The organism is Lactococcus sp. FSL W8-0209 (assembly GCF_038006585.1).
In the GTDB taxonomy this organism is placed as follows: domain Bacteria; phylum Bacillota; class Bacilli; order Lactobacillales; family Streptococcaceae; genus Lactococcus; species Lactococcus lactis.
Map to the genome: position 1 here is coordinate 2110163 of NZ_JBBOVN010000001.1, position 17953 is coordinate 2128115.

At 34.0% G+C, this 17953-nt stretch carries 14 protein-coding genes, 2 tRNA genes and 1 pseudogene; 6 read left to right on the forward strand and 11 right to left on the reverse strand.

Annotation, left to right across the window (positions count from 1 at the left end; translation table 11 throughout):
* Positions 1–22: 22 nt before the first annotated feature.
* The 4 genes from pflA to MKX45_RS10430 form a co-directional block, all read right to left on the reverse strand.
* A complete protein-coding gene (gene pflA / locus MKX45_RS10415) occupies positions 23–817 on the reverse strand; it encodes a pyruvate formate-lyase-activating protein (RefSeq protein WP_003130318.1) in 795 nt (264 codons plus the stop codon).
* Positions 818–1034: 217 nt separating this feature from the next.
* Entirely contained in the window at positions 1035–2372 is a 1338-nt protein-coding gene (locus tag MKX45_RS10420; protein ID WP_015426970.1) for a hemolysin family protein, read from the reverse strand.
* A gap of 120 nt (positions 2373–2492) precedes the next feature.
* Complete coding sequence (locus MKX45_RS10425; protein ID WP_033899895.1) at positions 2493–3608, reverse strand: AI-2E family transporter; 1116 nt, start codon at positions 3606–3608, stop codon at positions 2493–2495.
* 329 nt (positions 3609–3937) lie between these two features.
* Positions 3938–4021, reverse strand: a tRNA-Leu gene (locus tag MKX45_RS10430).
* Positions 4022–5272: 1251 nt separating this feature from the next.
* Here MKX45_RS10430 and MKX45_RS10435 point away from each other — a divergent pair.
* Entirely contained in the window at positions 5273–5644 is a 372-nt protein-coding gene (locus MKX45_RS10435; RefSeq protein ID WP_015426971.1) for a membrane lipoprotein lipid attachment site-containing protein, read from the forward strand.
* Positions 5645–5813: 169 nt separating this feature from the next.
* Here the strand turns inward: MKX45_RS10435 and MKX45_RS10440 are convergent.
* The 3 genes from MKX45_RS10440 to MKX45_RS10450 form a co-directional block, all read right to left on the reverse strand.
* Positions 5814–5874: transfer RNA gene (locus tag MKX45_RS10440), tRNA-Ser, on the reverse strand.
* A 750-nt stretch (positions 5875–6624) separates the two neighbouring features.
* Positions 6625–7050, reverse strand: a complete 426-nt coding sequence (locus MKX45_RS10445; RefSeq protein ID WP_012897999.1) for a universal stress protein — start codon at positions 7048–7050, stop codon at positions 6625–6627.
* Positions 7051–7629: 579 nt separating this feature from the next.
* The gene (locus MKX45_RS10450; protein WP_340817278.1) at positions 7630–8706 is read right to left on the reverse strand and encodes an SIR2 family protein; all 1077 of its coding nucleotides are present in this window, start codon (positions 8704–8706) and stop codon (positions 7630–7632) included.
* 69 nt (positions 8707–8775) lie between these two features.
* Here MKX45_RS10450 and MKX45_RS10455 point away from each other — a divergent pair.
* The 3 genes and pseudogenes from MKX45_RS10455 (at position 8776) to MKX45_RS10465 (ending at position 10968) form a co-directional block, all read left to right on the forward strand.
* A pseudogene (locus tag MKX45_RS10455) lies at positions 8776–9933 on the forward strand (IS3 family transposase).
* Complete coding sequence (locus MKX45_RS10460) at positions 9926–10378, forward strand: site-specific integrase (RefSeq protein ID WP_340817180.1); 453 nt, start codon at positions 9926–9928, stop codon at positions 10376–10378. The pseudogene MKX45_RS10455 and the gene MKX45_RS10460 overlap by 8 nt, the downstream one beginning before the upstream one ends.
* Positions 10379–10524: 146 nt before the next feature.
* Entirely contained in the window at positions 10525–10968 is a 444-nt protein-coding gene (locus MKX45_RS10465) for a GNAT family N-acetyltransferase (RefSeq protein ID WP_057720484.1), read from the forward strand.
* 46 nt (positions 10969–11014) lie between these two features.
* On the opposite strand, the gene MKX45_RS10470 is transcribed toward MKX45_RS10465, so the two are convergent.
* The 3 genes from MKX45_RS10470 to MKX45_RS10480 form a co-directional block, all read right to left on the reverse strand.
* Entirely contained in the window at positions 11015–11596 is a 582-nt protein-coding gene (locus MKX45_RS10470; RefSeq protein WP_340817181.1) for a uracil-DNA glycosylase family protein, read from the reverse strand.
* 328 nt (positions 11597–11924) lie between these two features.
* Positions 11925–14747, reverse strand: a complete 2823-nt coding sequence (uvrA, locus tag MKX45_RS10475; protein WP_057720486.1) for an excinuclease ABC subunit UvrA — start codon at positions 14745–14747, stop codon at positions 11925–11927.
* A 297-nt stretch (positions 14748–15044) separates the two neighbouring features.
* Positions 15045–15683, reverse strand: coding sequence for a hypothetical protein (locus MKX45_RS10480; RefSeq protein WP_340817182.1), 639 nt, complete (start codon positions 15681–15683; stop codon positions 15045–15047).
* Positions 15684–15751: 68 nt separating this feature from the next.
* On the opposite strand from MKX45_RS10480, the gene MKX45_RS10485 reads away from it, so the two are divergent.
* Both MKX45_RS10485 and MKX45_RS10490 read left to right on the forward strand, forming a co-directional pair.
* Positions 15752–16276 (forward strand): histidine phosphatase family protein, encoded by a 525-nt coding sequence (locus tag MKX45_RS10485; RefSeq protein ID WP_057720488.1) that lies wholly within the window; start codon positions 15752–15754, stop codon positions 16274–16276.
* Entirely contained in the window at positions 16273–16587 is a 315-nt protein-coding gene (locus tag MKX45_RS10490; RefSeq protein ID WP_010906152.1) for a GIY-YIG nuclease family protein, read from the forward strand. Before MKX45_RS10485 ends, MKX45_RS10490 begins: the two co-directional genes overlap by 4 nt.
* Before the next feature lie 13 nt (positions 16588–16600).
* Here the strand turns inward: MKX45_RS10490 and MKX45_RS10495 are convergent, their stop codons facing one another.
* Positions 16601–17950, reverse strand: coding sequence for an amino acid permease (locus MKX45_RS10495; protein ID WP_057720489.1), 1350 nt, complete (start codon positions 17948–17950; stop codon positions 16601–16603).
* Positions 17951–17953 lie beyond the last annotated feature (3 nt).

The window sequence follows — 17953 nt, forward strand, 5'->3', positions numbered from 1 at the left end:
ACTTCAAATTCATTTTTATTTTTTATCTTATACGTTCTAAGTAATCTTGATAAGATTCTGTATTCATGATTTCTTTAGCATTATGAACACGATCTTTTGTTGGAGGTTTCACACCTTCAAGCGGATATTTCCAACCTAATTCACGCCATTTAAATTCGCCCATTGTATGGTAAGGTAAAATTTCAAATTTCAAGACATTTTTTAAAGTTTTTACAAATTCACCTAATTGAACTAAATCTTCATCAAAATCACTTTCACCAGGAACAAGAACGTGACGAACCCACATTGCATTACCACGGTCTGATAAATACTGTGCAAAAGCTAAAATATTATCGTTTTTATTAGCTGTCAATTCTTTGTGTCGTTCTGGATTTATTTCTTTAATGTCTAATAATACTAAGTCGGTATAATCTAGTAACTCATCAATTTTTTCGGTTACATATTTATCAGTCAAATATGGTTGAGCCGCTGTATCAAGTGTTGTATGAATACCGAGAGATTTTGCATATTTGAAAAGAGCTAATACAAAGTCAATTTGAAGGAGCGCCTCACCACCAGAAACGGTAATTCCACCTTTCTCTCCCCAAAAACCTCTAAAACGAAGTGCCTCATCCATGACATCTTCTACGGTACGCTCTGTCGCTTTATCTGACTTTAATGCCCAAGTATCAGGGTTGTGACAATACTTGCAACGCATCCGACAGCCTTGCATGAAAATAATAAAACGGACTCCAGGGCCATCAACAGAACCAAAAGATTCAGTTGAATGAATCAGTCCAGTAACTTTTTTAAGTTCATCTATATTCTCTGACATCATCTTCTCCAATTCAAAACACTATTTCACACCCCTATCATACCGCAATTCATTGATTTTATCAAATCAAATTCTGTCAGTAAAAGTTAATGACAAGGGCTCTGTCAGTAAAAAGTTTTAGTAAATTATTTCTTGTCAGCCCCTAAATGTAAGGGCTTATCTAAATAATTATCAGTTTTATTCTATAAAAAAACTGACAGAATTTCTGTCAGTAATTTTTTTAAATTTCTGTTTCTTCTGGTTCGACATCAAATTCAACACGAAGTTTAACCACACGTTTTCCAGAGACTTCTAAACTTGTCAGTGAAAAATGGTCTTCATCATTGTCCACTTTGCAGACAATTTGTTGTCCTTTGGCTGGAATTTTACCAGTTGTCGCTAAGAAATAACCTGCAATTGTATCAACGTCATTGCTTTCAAGATGTGTATCAAATTCTTCATTGAAGTCATTCAAGGTCATTTTCCCTTGGACAACATAGAGATTTTCACCGATTTTGAAGACTTCTTCTTCAGCAATATCGGTTTCGTCATCAATTTCACCAACGATTTCTTCTAGTAAATCTTCTAAGGTAACTACGCCTTCAACACCACCATATTCGTTTAATAATACAGCCATTTGATTTTGAGTTTTACGCATTTGACGCATTAAGTCATCAACAAAGATTGTTTCAGGAACAAACAAAGGTTCTTGAAGTATTTCTCGTAAGTCAATATCATCAAAACCATGGTCAAAAGAATATCTTAAAAGTTTTTTCACATGTAAAATTCCCAGAATATTATCTTTATCATCATCATAAACTGGTACCCGTGAATAAGTTTCACTTAGAATAGCGGTAATATTTTCACGTGAATCATCATTAATATCAATCATGAAAGCATCTGTTCTTGGAACCATGATTTCACGCGCAACCAACTCGTCTAAGCTGAACACGCCAGTAATCATTTCACGCTCATTAGCGTCAAGTGCTTCATCATTTGTATTGAGTAAATACTCAATCTCATCTCGAGTCATCCCTTCATCCAAATCATCAAATTTCATCGGAGTCAATCGGCTTAAGACATTTGTTGAACTTGCCAAAAACCAAACGAAAGGTTTCATCACTTTTCCCAAAAATTGGATAGGTGGTGCGACTCTTAAGGCCAATTTTTCTTTGAGGTTTTGGGCAATTCGTTTCGGATAAAGTTCACCAAATACGAGAGAGACATAAGTTAAGACAGCTAAAACAATAATTTGAGCCAAAGTTTTAGCTAGAGCTGTTCCACCTAACAGTGGAGCTAAACGTGAAGATAAGGCTTCGGCCAAACTAGCCCCCGCTAAAATATTAATCAAAGTAATCCCAATTTGAATCGTTGAGAGGAAATTACTTGGTTGATTAAGGATATTAACAAGGTTGATATATTTCTTATCACCTTCGCTAGCCTTTTGTTCTACTTTCGTCCGGCTGAGACTGACCATGGCCATCTCACTGGCTGAAAAGAAGGCATTTAAAGCTGTTAAAAAAATAAGTAAAAGAATCTGCAAGAGTATCGATACACTCTCGGGATCAGGGTTTGACATTAGTGCTCCTTGAGAAAAATATTATAGTGTTTATTTTAACACTCAAAACTTTGCCAACTCAAATTTAATGAAAATGAGAGTTAACAATTTAGATAGAATTATTATATCATATTTTTGTTCTCATTTTGAAATAATTTTTCTTTGTTCGGCTTTATGATTATTATAAAGGCTATTGGCAAATTTAACAATCTCTTTGACTAAGCAATAAGCAGGAACAGCGATAATCATTCCTAGAATTCCATACAAACTTCCAGAAATTAACATGAGAATCATAACGGTTACTGGATGAACTTTAACAGCTGACCCCACAATTTTAGGATAAACCAGATTACCATCAAGCTGTTGCAAAACAAGGACATAGATAACGGCAATAAGTGCTGTTACTGGTCGATTAAAGGCCACCGTTACTATCATCGGTAAAACACCAATATATGGACCCGCATAAGGAATGAGATTTGTTACTCCAGCAAAGAGTGCGAAAAGAAAGGCATAAGGAATTCCAAGAACCATGTAACCAATGAAGACGACAATAAAGACAAGCAAGGCATCAAGCGCAACTCCTGAAATATAACGTGAAATCGTATGATTCATATTTTCAAGAAGTTCAAAGATATTCAATCTATCTTCGGTCAAAACATTTTCCTTCAAAAACGGAATAATCTTTTCACCATCTTTAAGCATATAGTAAAGTAAGATTGGTACCAAAATCATTACCATAACAATGCTTGTAATGATACCAACGATACTTCCAACACTAACCGTGATACTATTAAGCAAATTGTGCAAAATATCAGTATACGAAAGATTTAATTTCTCAACAAGACTATTAACATCAAGTTGGTCGTAGATTTGAGCGAATCGTGGATTATGTTGAAGCCCTTCAATCCAAGCCCTAACTTGTGGATAAGCTTTCCCAGTTGCATTAATTAGACTTGTCAACTGTGAAATTAAGCTCGGAATGACTGAGGCAACTGCAAAAATAATCATTCCTAAGATTAATAAAAGAACAATAAAAATTCCTAATACCTTTTTTATTCTTAACTTCTCTTCCATGAAAGTAACAACAGGATTAAAAACATAATATAAAAAACCTGCAATAATAAATGGGACAAATAAGAGCGTCAACAATGTTTTAATGGGTTGAAATACAAAATCAATCTGAGACAAGAGAAAGATTAACAAAGTAACGGCTAATATTTCCACTGTCCAGAAGAATAATTTACTATTTTTGAACATAAATTTCCTTTATTTAATATATTTTTGTCTTTCTTAAAATAAATGATTGAATAATTGTTATTTTAAATAACTTATTTCTGCTATTTTTAGACTATTTATATTATAATAAATCCAAGGCTTATGACTTGGACACTATCTATAATACCATAAACTGATTTACTGCGCTACAAAGGCATTCAAACAAAAATTCAAGTTATTTAAATTAACCTGATTTAATATCGTAACGCTGTTAAAAACTCTGTTAAAAAAATATACAAACATTATTCATTGCATCGCCGTGCGTAAAATTGAGAATCATGACTAGGCACTTGTTTAGTGCTTTTTTACTATGCTCAAAGAGGGACTTGAACCCTCACGGTTTAATAACCAACGGATTTTAAGTCCGCAGCGTCTGCCAATTCCGCCATTCGAGCAAATCTCCGCCTAGACACTAAGCGGAGACACTATTATTATAGCATAGTATGAACTTAATACATTATAAGTAAACGCATACAAAAAACTTGACTATGATTAATTTTTCTGATATTATTACTTTCGTAGGTAAAAGATTTGGCTTATCCATTTCTTGGAATACGTTTACATTCCGCTAGCGCTGGGTTAGCGGTCTTTTTATATTTTAAAAGCCACTCAGAAGGGTGGCTAAACTCTAGAAATAGGATGAAATCTCACAAACATCCCGACTATATTATAACATATTATTATTGACAATTGTTCATAAAATTGATAATATTATAAAAGTTATTGCAAGTTAATCTAGTTCCGCACTATATTATTCATACCTTGCTCTAATCACTTTTCGGCACTAGCTTAATGCTAGTGCTTTTTTGATATAAAAAAAGCCACTCCGAAGAGCAGCTAATGAGGAGAGTAAAACTCTTCATCGATGTCCAATAATATTATAGCACAAAAAAGCGCCCCAGTTAGGAGAGGGACGCTTAGGAGTAAATTTATGAAAAATTATATATTTTTGGGTAAATATAGTATATATCTACTTCCTTAACTAGAACAAAAAGCCCTGTTTAAGGGCAGACGTCATCTTATATAGGTAAGATGAATTCATTCTACTACTTTTTGTATTTGTTTTCAAATAAAAAACACCGTCACTTAGTCAAGAACGATGCTTTGGGAGTTATTTATAACCTTAATGTAAAAGGTAAGATTATTATACAATTTACTGCTTTCGTTGTAAAGAAAAACGCTCCAAATAAGGAGCGATAACTCTAGAAAGTCATCTATCAGTATACCATAAACTTATTGTTTTGTAAATAAAATAGAAGCCGCAGCGCACGACTTCTATAGCTATGAATAACAAGAGACTGTGACCTCTTTAATGCAAATATACTATTAAAAAAGAGATATTACTAATTATTTGTTCCAAAATAAGAGGACGCCACTCCTAAATAAGAAATGGCGTCACAGCAGTATATAGATATTATAACGCTCTCATTGAAACTTGTCAATCCTTTAAACAGTTTTAATAAAGTATATCAAACAAGAATAACACCCTCGCCAAAAGGTGCTTCCTGAAACACTATTAAAATACTACTTGTAGAACTATTATATTACCATCACGTTATTTTGTAAAGAATATTGTTTTGATTAAAATACCTTGCATAATCATTTACATTTTGATATTCTTTTTAAAAATATACTTGGAGAACAATATGAAAAAAATATTATTTACAATTTTAGCTTTAGGTTTTAGTTTAATCGTATTGAGTGGTTGTCAAACTAGAGAAGATAGTTCGGATTGGTTACAAGGCGACTGGTATAGTAAGGACTGGGATGTAACTTACACTATCATTAAACAAGATGAAAATGACTGGGAAATTAGAGATGGAGAGCATCCTATCGCTAAATGTTCACAAGAATATATAGATGATAAAGATAGTAAAGAAATTCTACTTATTGATAAGAAGGGCATTGAATTTCATATCACTCCAATTGATAAGAGCCATATAAAATTTCAACAAGTAAGTAAAGATGGCACATTAGGGACTACTGATGCAGTGGAGTTTGTTAAAAAACAATATTAGAAGACAGGATCAATCCCTGCTTTTTGTTGTAAAGAGGAACAGTGATTTATTTATAAAATATATCAATAATTCATATATACCAACCTTTCGTTGGTATTTTTTTATTGTTAAAACGCACAAAAGAGTCAAAATAAAAAACTCCTTTTAAGGAGTTTCTACTATATATTTATGGTTCTTGCTGGACTCGAACCATCGACCGAACGGTTAGCTACCAACTGAGCTAAAGAACCGAAATATGACAATCTGCAGCACATATCTTGGTTATTATATTAGATATATGTGGATGGAACTGCAGATTATCAAAGATACTGTAAAAGAAATCAATTTCTCATCCACTAAATACATTATAACATACTACTATAAATAATTGACAATTGTCTGAAAAATTGATAATATTTAAATTGTTAGTACCTCTTATTTTTTGTATATACGAAATTTTTTCTGAATTTGTACTAACACTATCATCCTCTAATTGGTAACTTTAAAATTTACTGATTAGAGCTTTTTTTGTGCATAAATTTATGAAAAAACACCCTATAAAGGGCGTTAAATAATTTGTTAAGAGTTTTAGAACCCTTAGATTAGGAGATATCAAGATTAGATCTTGATTTTCTTAGTTTACTCTTATCATTTTATTTTGTCAAGAATTATATAGACAATTCAAAAAATGACCCTTGTTCAGAGGGACATTAGGACTAAAACTTTATGAAAAATGCCAGCAAAATGCTGACACCCATGTTTAAGAATACTAATTAAACATATAAAATAAATAAAAAAGCCGCTCCGAAGAGCAGCTTAACTCTAGAAATAGGATGAAATCCCACAAACATCCCGAATATATTGTAGCACAAAAAAGCGCCTAGGGTAATTAGGCGCTTAGGAGTTTTATCTTGAGCATTTTATCAGCAAAAATTCTCAAAGATTGTTTAGGGTAACTTATTATAACCCCCTGATTAGATTTTGTCAATAATTATAGAAGATTATTTTACAACCATAACATTGCATGGTGATTTTTCAACAACATAAGAAGTTGTAGAACCAATCAAAATACGATCTACTAATTTTTTACTATTTGCCCCAATCACAATTAAATCCATTGCATTATCTTCAGCAAATTTAACAATATCTTTCTTTGGATTTCCTATAAAAGTCACCGTTTGAAATGCGACATCTTTAGGAAAATCTTTAGTTAGGTTTTTTATAATTTGTTTTGACTCTTCTTCAATCTCATCTAGGCTCATTGCTAAAGCAATTGAGGTTCCTCTTAACCTTGTTTCATCTTTAACATTCAGAATAAATAATTCAGCTTCATTCCTTTTTGCAACTGCAATCGCTTCATGGAGCGCATTCATAGCTTGGTTTGAATCATCAACTGGAACCAGAATTTTCTTGTAAACATCTTTCATCTCAGGCACCTCCTGTAAATGTTATTATTTTCACAATTTTATTCTATCATTTTTTGAATGCGTTTGCAAACCTTAGAATTAAAAAGCGCCCCAGCTAGGAGAGGGACGCTTAGGAGTAAACTTTATGAAAAAGTTTATTTTTGGAATAGACTTATTATATTCTTCTTTTCTTAAACGAATAATAAAAATGCTTAAGAATATTTATTATTTATAACAGATAAAAGCATTTCTTTTGACAGCGTTATCTTTTATTGGTATTCTATAGATATCATCAAGAAGGAAACCCGAAATGGTTGGGAGAATATTATTATTTAGTGGGTTCAATTCCCACCTCCTTCATTATTAAAATCATCCTACTAGTCCGCTGCTAGTAGGATTTTTTTGCAAAAGAAAAACGCCCCGGAGGGCGAAATCTATAAATGAAGCTTTAATTTTTTTAAAGAAAAAACTTGCTTTAATTAAATTTTTTATCTATAATGTAAGTAAGATAAAAACAGTTACCCGCTTGTAATGTTCGCTTTATCCCCTGCCTATAAAAAGCTCCTCGTTGGCGTAAGCCTTCATCGGGAGCTTTTTTATTTATCTTTCAATTAATAAGCAATATGCCATAAATAACTTTCGATATTCAGTTTTATTCAAAGAATTATCGGATTTCTTTTCCAAAATATTATTTATAAAAGTTCGTATTTCAGTTTCATCAAAATCTCTTATATTAGATATTATATAATATATTTTTGAGTACTCTTTAATTCCAGTCAAATCGTAGACTTCTTGAGGCGAATGTGCAGTCTTCAAACTTTGTAAATACATCTTACTAACCTTAGTTTTAGAAATTTCAATAAAATTATCCAAGCCAGACTCTTTATACTTTTTCTCCCATTTTGTTAGTTTATGTATATATTTATCACGTTTAGCATTTTCAATCAAGTCATTAATTCTACTTAAGTATTTATTAAAGGGGATATCAGTCCTCATGCTTTGATTAGTAAGAAATGTTAAAGCTATCTCCAGGGGCATTTCATTTTTTGAGTTGAAATATTCCTTGATATAATCTACATAGCTAGGGATTTTATAAATATATTTATCATCTCCAAAAGCTACCACTATATTTTTATTTTTTAGATCTTCTGATGTAGTTTGACTTATATCGACAAAGCTAGCTAAAACACTTTGTAACTGATTTTCTTGACCTTTTACTTCTATTATTTTTCTAAAAAGCCCCTCATATTTTGCAATCTCAGAAGGTAGGTATCCCTGTTCGATTTTAGAGACTGTATCATAAATTTCTTTGTAATTATCTGTACTTATTTTAGTATAATGCATTCCTAAATCTGGAATACTTGAAACTACATCTTGAATACTTTGTTCTCCTTTTTTATACTCAACAACACCTATCCTTGCTGCTGCTTCTTGCAGGTCGTAAGGTATATTTTCCGAATAATCCGATAACAATGAGCGTATATTTTCATCTGTTAAAGAGTAACCTAAGAATAATATTGGAGCTTCTGTCAAGTTTGACAGAATTTTTGCATTAACAATTGCAAGTTTTGATTCATTTTGTTTATAATCTTTTTCAGTTATACAAATTGAATTTATATCTTTTATTGAACCATGTATTTTGTATAATTCTCCATAGTCATTTGTTTTTGGAGCTATACTATAAAAGTGGACAGAAAATTGTGTGTTATAATCTGTCTATTAAGACACAAAAATGAAAGGACTTTTATGTCAGGTTTTAAACGTTACGACGAGGATTTCAAACAATCGCTCGTTAATCTCTATCAAACTGGTAAAACACAAACTGAACTCTGTAAAGATTATGGGGTATCTTCTTCTGCACTTGCAAAATGGATTAAGCAGTACTCTCAAGTGCGTCTTGAAGATAATACGGTGTTGACTGCTAAACAGATTCAAAAATTACAAAAAAGGAATGCCCAACTAGAGGAAGAAAATCTGATCTTAAAAAAAGCGAGTGCCATATTCATGCAAAACTCCAAGTAAGATTGAAAGCCATCTATAGACTCCGATTTGAACACACGACAGTTATGCTCTGTCGTGTTTTACATGTCAATCGTTCCACCTACTATAACTTCATAAACAAGAGGCCTTCGAAGCGTGAAGTAGAAAATCAACGCTTGAGAAAATTACTTCTTGAAATCTATATGAAAGCCAAGAAAAGAATCGGAACAAGAGCTTTTAAAATTATTCTCCTGCGTGATTATGGCGTCAATATTTCTGAAGGGCGTATCTTAAGACTTCTCAAGTCTATGACACTCCCTAAAATGTCAACCATTAAACCTCGTTTTTATTCAAACAAATCGCCCGAATTTTCTTCTGATAATCTACTGAAACAAGAATTTAACCCGAACTCCCCAAATCAAGTGTGGACAACTGACTTCACTTATATTTCTATAGGACCTAAACGACATATTTATCTCTGTGCTATTCTTGACCTCTACTCAAGGAAATGTATTGCGTGGAAAGTAAGTGATCGAATTGATGCCAAACTCGCCTGTGATACCTTAGAGATAGCTATAAAGAAAAGAAAACCTAAAGAACCAATCATTTTTCATTCTGATCAAGGCAGTCAATTTAAGTCAGCTTCCTTTAGAAAGCTATTAGATGAGCATCAATTGCTTGCTTCTTACTCCAAGCCTGGATATCCTTATGATAATGCCGTGACTGAGGTCTTTTTCAAGTATCTTAAACAACGAGAAATTAATCGCAGAACTTATCACTCCATTCAAGAAGTTCAACTCTCTTGCTTTGAATACATCGAACAATTTTATAACAATTATAATCCTCATTCCGCCAACAATGGTTTAACTCCAAATCAGAAAGAAGAAAATTATTTTAAGAAAATATAGCTCATTTTGTGTCTAAATATTTGACATTAGTCCAAGTACAACGTACTGTTATACAAGATACACCGAAAACAAATAAAAGTAATCGAGTAATCAGCATTGATTCCAAAGCAGCTTCAACTTTAAAACGTTGGTACTTCTTCCAGAAAAAACATTTTATGAGCTTAGGAAATCCACATCAATCTTTAGTGTTTCCGACATGGCAAGGTAATGTTATGGACTACCACGGTCTAAACTACCGGCTAAAAAAGATAGAGGATGCTGCAAAACTTACTTCTTTATCATTTCATGGTTTTAGACATTCACACGCTAGTTTATGCCTAAATGCTGGTATGACATATAAAGTTATACAAGAGAGATTAGGACATTCAACCTTACAAATGACAATGGACCTATACTCGCATCTCGAGCCTGAAAAGAAAAATAAAGAGCTTGAACTATTTACTAAGTATGCCAACTTTTAATTGGAACTCTGTTAAAAACTCTGTTAATTACTTTTTGAACAAAAATAAAAGCATTGAAATGTAGTAATTCCAATGCTTGCAAGTGTTTATAGAAAGCTTTATAATAAATCCAAGGCTTTTAAGCAAACTAATCTTTAGGAGAAATTATGGAAATTAGAGTAACTCGTGATACTATGTCTGATATTTATTTTGATGCTTTACGAATTCGTAATCAAGTTTTTGTCAAAGAACAAGGCGTTCCTTATGAACTTGAAGTTGGAAACGCTCTTGAAGAGGCTTCTTCTGTTCATTTCGTTCTTTATGACGATGGTCTTGCCAAAGGTACCGTTCGTTTGCTTGCTGATTTGGATAAAAAAACAGCGCTAATTCAACGAATGGCTATTTTAAAAGAAGCAAGAGGTCATGGTTATGCAAAGCTTTTAATTGACCGTCTGATTGAATTTGCTAAAGAAAGCAAATTAAATAAATTAGAACTTCATGCACAACTTTCTGCCAAAGGTTTATATAGCAAATACGGCTTTAATGAGGTAGGACAAGTTTTTGAAGAAGCCGGAATTCAACATATTCAAATGGAAAGAACAATTCATTAATTGAAGACTAAGCCATGAAAAAAGTTACTGAAAGCCTGTCAGTAATTTATTTCATTAATTGAGCAATTCTTTTTTTTAGTTCTGGTAAAAGTTCAGGCTCAAACCACGGATTTTTGGCTAACCAAATATTATTTCGTGGGCTGGGATGAACAAGCGGAAAATATTTTGGTAAGTAGGCTTCAAAATCACGAATCACTTCTGTTGTTTTTGCTGATGATTTTAAATTTAAATAATACTTTATGGCATAAGAACCTACTAGAATAAAAAGTTCAATCTCAGGCATTTCTTCTAAAAGTGCTTTATGCCATTTTTGAACAAAACCTGCCCGAGGTGGCAGATCACCTGATTTTCCTTTTCCAGGAAAATAAAAATCTAAAGGCAAAATAGATATTTTATTTGACTCATAAAAAGTAGTTCGGTCAATTCCAAGCCAATCACGCAGGCGGTCACCTGACGGATCATTCCAAAAGAGTCGTGATTCTTGTGCTCGAATGCCTGGTGCCTGACCAATAATACAAATCTTTGCTTCTTTATGGACAGAATAAAGCGGCTCTATCCCTTCTTTTGTATATTTTTTGTTCTGTGGGTCAGCTTTAATCGCTTCAAAAATTTCCTTAAATTTATCCATTTTCTTTCCTTAAAAGCGTAATCTAAGTTTATAGATTACGCTTTTTATTGTAAAATTTACTGACAGAAAGCTTATCTGATAAATATTTCTAAGATAAATCCTGTCAGTAAAATGCGACCGGAGGAAACATTTTATCGGTGAATAAAGGAATTGTCAGCTATGCTGGCACTTCTTTCAAATGCAACCAAAGGTGAACATTTTTTAGGCAGTTCTGTCAATTCGATTATTGAACTAAGTATTTTAATTACAGAGGAACATGCTGACAGTTTTATCAACCCTCTACATTTACTGACAAGTCTTTTAATTACAAGTCAAATTTCCATCAGTCTTATTTTTCCAATTTTGCTTTCAAATACTGACCAGTATAGCTGTCAGCAACTTTTGCAACTTCTTCTGGTCTTCCTTTGGCAAGAATTGTTCCACCACCAGCACCACCTTCTGGACCTAAGTCGATGATGTAATCTGCTGTTTTAATGACATCCAAATTATGCTCAATGACAACAATCGTATTTCCTTGTTCAACCAAACGGTCTAATACTTGAATCAGGGTCGCAATATCTTCACTGTGCAAACCAGTTGTTGGTTCATCCAAGATATAAAAAGCTTTACCATTTGAACGTTTTTGTAATTCAGAAGCTAATTTCATCCGTTGAGCTTCCCCACCTGATAAAGTAGTTGCCGGTTGTCCAAGCGTCACATATCCCAAACCTACATCAACAATCGTTTGGAGTTTACGTTCAATTTTTGGAATATGACGGAAGAATTCCAAGCCATCAGACACGCGCATATCAAGCACTTCCGAAATATTCTTCCCTTTATAATGAACTTCTAAAGTTTCTGAATTGTAGCGTCTGCCGTGGCAAACTTCACATGGAACATAAACATCCGGCAAGAAATGCATTTCAATTTTGATGATTCCATCACCAGAACAGGCTTCACAACGTCCACCTTTAACATTAAATGAGAAACGTCCTTTTTTATAACCACGAATTTTTGCTTCATTTGTATTGGCAAATAAATCACGAATGTCATCAAAGACGCTGGTATAAGTAGCCGGATTTGAACGTGGAGTTCGACCAATTGGACTTTGGTCAATATCAATCAAACGCTCAATTCCTTCATAACCAGTAATTTTTTTATGCTTACCAGGTTTCTCTGAGTTGTGATTCAATTTTTGAGCTAATGATTTCTTTAAAATACTGTTAACTAAAGTTGATTTACCAGAACCAGAAACCCCAGTTACAGCCGTCATAACTCCCATTGGAAACTCAACGTCAAGGTTTTGCAAGTTGTTCTCACTTGCACCTGTAATCTTAACCATTTTTTTCTTATCAATGGCTCGACGTTTTTTGGGAACTGGAATGGCTCTTTTTCCTGACAAATATTGCCCTGTCAGTGATTTTTTATTTTTCATGACTTGTTTTGGTGTTCCAGAGGCAATAATTTCACCTCCTAAATCACCTGCCCCAGGCCCAACATCAATAAGCCAATCGGCTGCCATCATCGTGTCCTCATCATGTTCAACGACAATTAAGGTATTCCCCAAATCACGCATCTTTTGTAAAGACTCAATCAATCTGTCATTATCTCTTTGATGTAAACCAATGGATGGTTCATCCAAAATATACAAAACGCCTGATAAATTTGACCCAATCTGTGTCGCTAAACGAATACGTTGTGACTCTCCACCAGAAAGTGTTCCGCTTGAACGAGATAGCGTGAGATAATCCAAACCAACATTTTTCAAGAAAGTCAAACGGTCTTTAATTTCTTTCAAAATAGGTTTTGCGATAATTTCATTATTTGCAGAAAGAACTAAACTTTTCACATAATCAAGCGTATCGCCAATTGACAGAATTGAAAATTCAGCAATATTTTTCTCTCCCACTTTAACAGAAAGTGCTTGATCATTTAAACGATAACCATGACAAGTCGTACAAGTCAATTCAGTCATGTAAGAACGCGCCATTTCTCTAGCTGACTCGCTCATTCCCGAACGATATCGACGCCAAAGATTAGGAATGACCCCAACAAAGGTCATATCTTGGTCACGTAAGCCAAAATCTCCTTCGTGAAGAAAATGGAAAAGTTTATCTCCATTTCCATATAAAACAATTTGTTGTTCTTTTTCTGACAGTTTTTCCCAAGGTGTATCTAAATCAATACCAAATTGCTCCATTGCTTGCTCTAAAAGAGCTGGGTAATAAGTTGAGGCTTTCCCATACCAATAGATAATTGCTCCCTCACGGAGTGTTTTGCTTGTATCAGGAATCAATAAATCGACATCGGGTTCCAATTTAACTCCTAAACCATCACAATCTGGGCATGAGCCAAAAGGAGCATTGAATGAGAAAAGACGTGGTTCAAGTTCTGGAACAGTAAATCCACAAACTGGACAGGCATAAAATTCACTAAATAAAAGCTCTGAACCATCCATTTTATCAACAATAACATAACCCTCAGCCTGATGAAGCGCAGCCTCTACAGAGTCAAACAGACGCGAACGAATTCCTTCTTTTACAACAATACGGTCAATGACAATTTCAATGTTGTGCTTTTTATTTTTATCAAGTTCTGGAACTTCTGAAATATCATAAACTTCGCCATCAACACGAACACGAACATAACCATCTTTTTGGATACGCTCAAACATTTTGACATGAGTCCCTTTTTTGGTACGCACGACAGGAGCGAGAATTTGTAAACGTGTTTTTTCAGGAAGCTCAAGAATTTGTTCAACAATTTCTTCAACTGACTGTGCCGAAATTTTTCCATGACCATTCACACAATATGGCGTCCCAACACGGGCATATAATAGACGCAAATAGTCATTAATTTCCGTAACTGTCCCGACTGTTGAACGAGGATTTTTAGAAGTTGTTTTTTGGTCAATAGAAATTGCTGGCGACAAACCATCAATTGAATCAACATCTGGTTTATCCATATTTCCTAAAAACTGTCTGGCATAAGCTGACAAAGATTCAACATATCGACGTTGACCTTCTGCATATAAAGTTTCAAAGGCCAGAGATGATTTTCCAGACCCTGAAACCCCAGTAACAACAACTAATTTATCTCTTGGAATTTCAACATCTATATTTTTTAAATTGTGCTCACGTGCACCGTGTATTACTATTTTATCTTGTGGCATTTATTTTCCTTTTATTATTTTGTTTGGTCTGAATAGGTGGGCACGTTCTCCACTCTCGCTAAGTGAGCAAAGCTCACAAGTCGAATCGGACGTGCACCGTGTATTACTATTTTATCTTGTGGCATTTATGTTTCCTTTGCTTACTTTATTTTGAATGCACACTTTGGCGCATTCTCCACACACCAGGTATCCATTCGTGCTAATAGACGAAATGGCTCTCGCTACGTGGGCAAAACCCACTAGTCGAGTCGGACGTGCACCATGAACTACTCTCTAATCTTGTACATCCATGTTTCTTTATTTTTTAAAATAATGTTCTACTTCATCTTCGAGTGCTTGAATATCATGTTTGACTTGCTCACCCATTTCATGGTTAGATTTTTCGATAGCTTCCATCGTATTTCTAGCCATCTTTCGAGCTTCATTCATAATGGAACGGCAACCTGCATCATCCGTTTCTTTCATTTTTTCATCATATTCTATATGAATTCTTCTTGTAAATTCATTGATGTCATGCATCAATGTTTCAAAATTTGAGCGGACCTTGATCTGAGTATTTTCAAAATAAGGCTTACGGTCATCAATCACCAGATTTAAAAGCACCATTTGATAATTTAAATCTGCTGCATTACGATCTCTTGACATCGTATTCTCATTAATACGAATAATGCGTCGCTGATTACTAGAGTCATTTGTACTTTCAAAATGACGTTGTTCTAAGCGGTCCATGTTAAGTTGAATTGTTACTCGCATCAACACTTGTGAGATATGAAGATAATCATAAAACCATTTAATAAAATCGTCTTTTTGCTTATGAAGCATTTCGATAGATAGAGTGGTTGAATGACGTCTTTTTCCAGCTTGATATTCCGCAAAAGCAATAACTGCGGTTACAATTATTGCAAGACTTGAAAGAATCGTAAGTGAAGTAATCATACTCTTATTATACCACGAATGGCAAGCTAGCTCTTAACTTTGGCTACGTTAAATGGTATAATCTGACTATGAAATTATATTTAGTCAGACATGGTGAAACGCGAAGTATTCAGCAAAATTTGCTGATGGGTTGGTTGAACAGTCCTCTCACTGGCACAGGAATTCAACAGTCCGAAATTTTAGCTGACAAACTTTCGTCAGTAAAATTTGACTTGATTTTATCATCAGATTTACAAGGTGCTAAGGAAACTGCAATGATAATTTCTAATAAAATAGGAGCCTTACTACTCTTTGAACCTTTATTACGTGAACGAGGCCTTGGAAAATTGGAAAATCAAACAAAAGAAAATCGAGATTGGGCACAACTTAATATAGAAAATGAAGAAAATCTTACTTTAGGTATTGAATCTCTTGCTTCAATTCATGAACGTGCTAAAATATTTTTAGAAAAACTTCCTCAACTTTTTCCTTCTGCTCAAAATATTCTCATTGTTTCTCACAATGGAATGATTAATCAATTTCAAAAGATTTGGGAGCCTACTCATGAATTTACTCCTTTTGAATTTCTCACTATTTTAGAAAAAAACTTATGAACCAATATTTTACTTACATTTTACAATGCTCAGATAAGACTCTCTACTGTGGCTATACCACTGATTTAGAAAAAAGACTTGCTACTCATAACTCTGGTAAAGGGGCGAAATACACAAAAACAAGATTGCCAGTTAAGCTGCTTGCCTCTGTTGATTTTGATAATAAAAATGATGCCATGTCTTGTGAATGGTGGTTTAAACATAAACTTGTTCGCAAACAAAAATTGTCACTTATCAAAAATGATTTAATCAAAGAAAAGTTTATTGAATACCTAGAACTCAAACAAAAGAAAAACATTCATTTAAAATGAATGTTTTTTATTATTATGCTTTTTTCTTTCGGTAAGTAAAGTAAGAAAGGAGGCAAATCACTAAAGCAAAGACTGACAAAGTCCATGGATTAGTGACAATTTGCATGATGAAGATAATCGTTAAAGCGATAAGCACAACAAGTGTCGCCAACTTAACAAGCCAATTCGTTACTTCTTTATGTTTAAAATATAAAACAAGAGCAGCAACTAAAAGGAGAATCCAAACGATTGTAATCGTAAATGAAATCGAACCAGCCACAAATTGCCAAAATCCATCACCCAAAATTGCTGACAAAAGTACACCAATAAACAAAACAAATGATGAAACTAAAATCGCATTCGTTGGGACTTGGTTTTTAGATAATTTGCCCAATCTTTGACCTACATAAGAATTTGAACCTTGAATGCGTGAATAGAGTGAGCGTGAAGTGGCATAAATTGCTGAGTTAACCGCTGAAAAAATTGCAATAACAATGATTACGAGAACGATTTTATCAGCGTGTGGAATTCCTACTCGAGCAAAAATTGTAGCAAATGGACTTGCTGCATCTGGATTTGAAACTTCGCTCCATGGTAATAAATGCAAGAATAAAAAGATTGGAATAACATAAAAACTAATAATCCGAATTAAAACACCTCGAATAGCTCTCGGAATCGCTACTTTTGGATTTTCCGTTTCAGCAACTGTAATTGCTGCCAATTCAGAACCACCAAATGAGAAAATAACAACCAATAATGAAGTTAAAAATCCTGAAAAGCCATTAGGAGCAAAGCTTGGTGCTGTACTTTTAGTCGATACTTTTTGAGCGGTATCAGCAACAAAACCAAGATGAGCATCATTAATAACTAATAAATAAATTCCGAGTGCAATTAAAATTAAAATAACAGCGACTTTAATAAAGGCAAGCCAATATTCCGTTTCGGCAAAAGCTCTAACTGACCAGAGATTGATTGCTGTTCCTAGAACTGCTACAATCAGGGCGAAAACCCATAATGGCACTCCAGGAATTAGCATGGCAAGGAAAGTTGATACCCCTGCTTCTTCTGCAATTAGGACGGCCATCCAAGTTGCCCAGTAAACCCAGTCCGCAAAATGCGCCCAGTGGTCCCCAATAAAAGGAGCAACAACTCCGGCCATTCCAGCCTTATGTTCATCTTGATGGATGACCATTTCCCCAACACCATACATCACAACATAAAGTGTCAGTCCAGCTAAGATGTATGAGAGTAATACACTTGGCCCAGCCTGTGCAATGACTTTTCCAGAACCTAAAAATAGTCCTGAACCAATCGCTCCCCCAAGTGAGAGCATAACAATGTGGCGAGTCTTTAAAGAAGACTTCAAGCCCGTAGAATTTTCCATAAA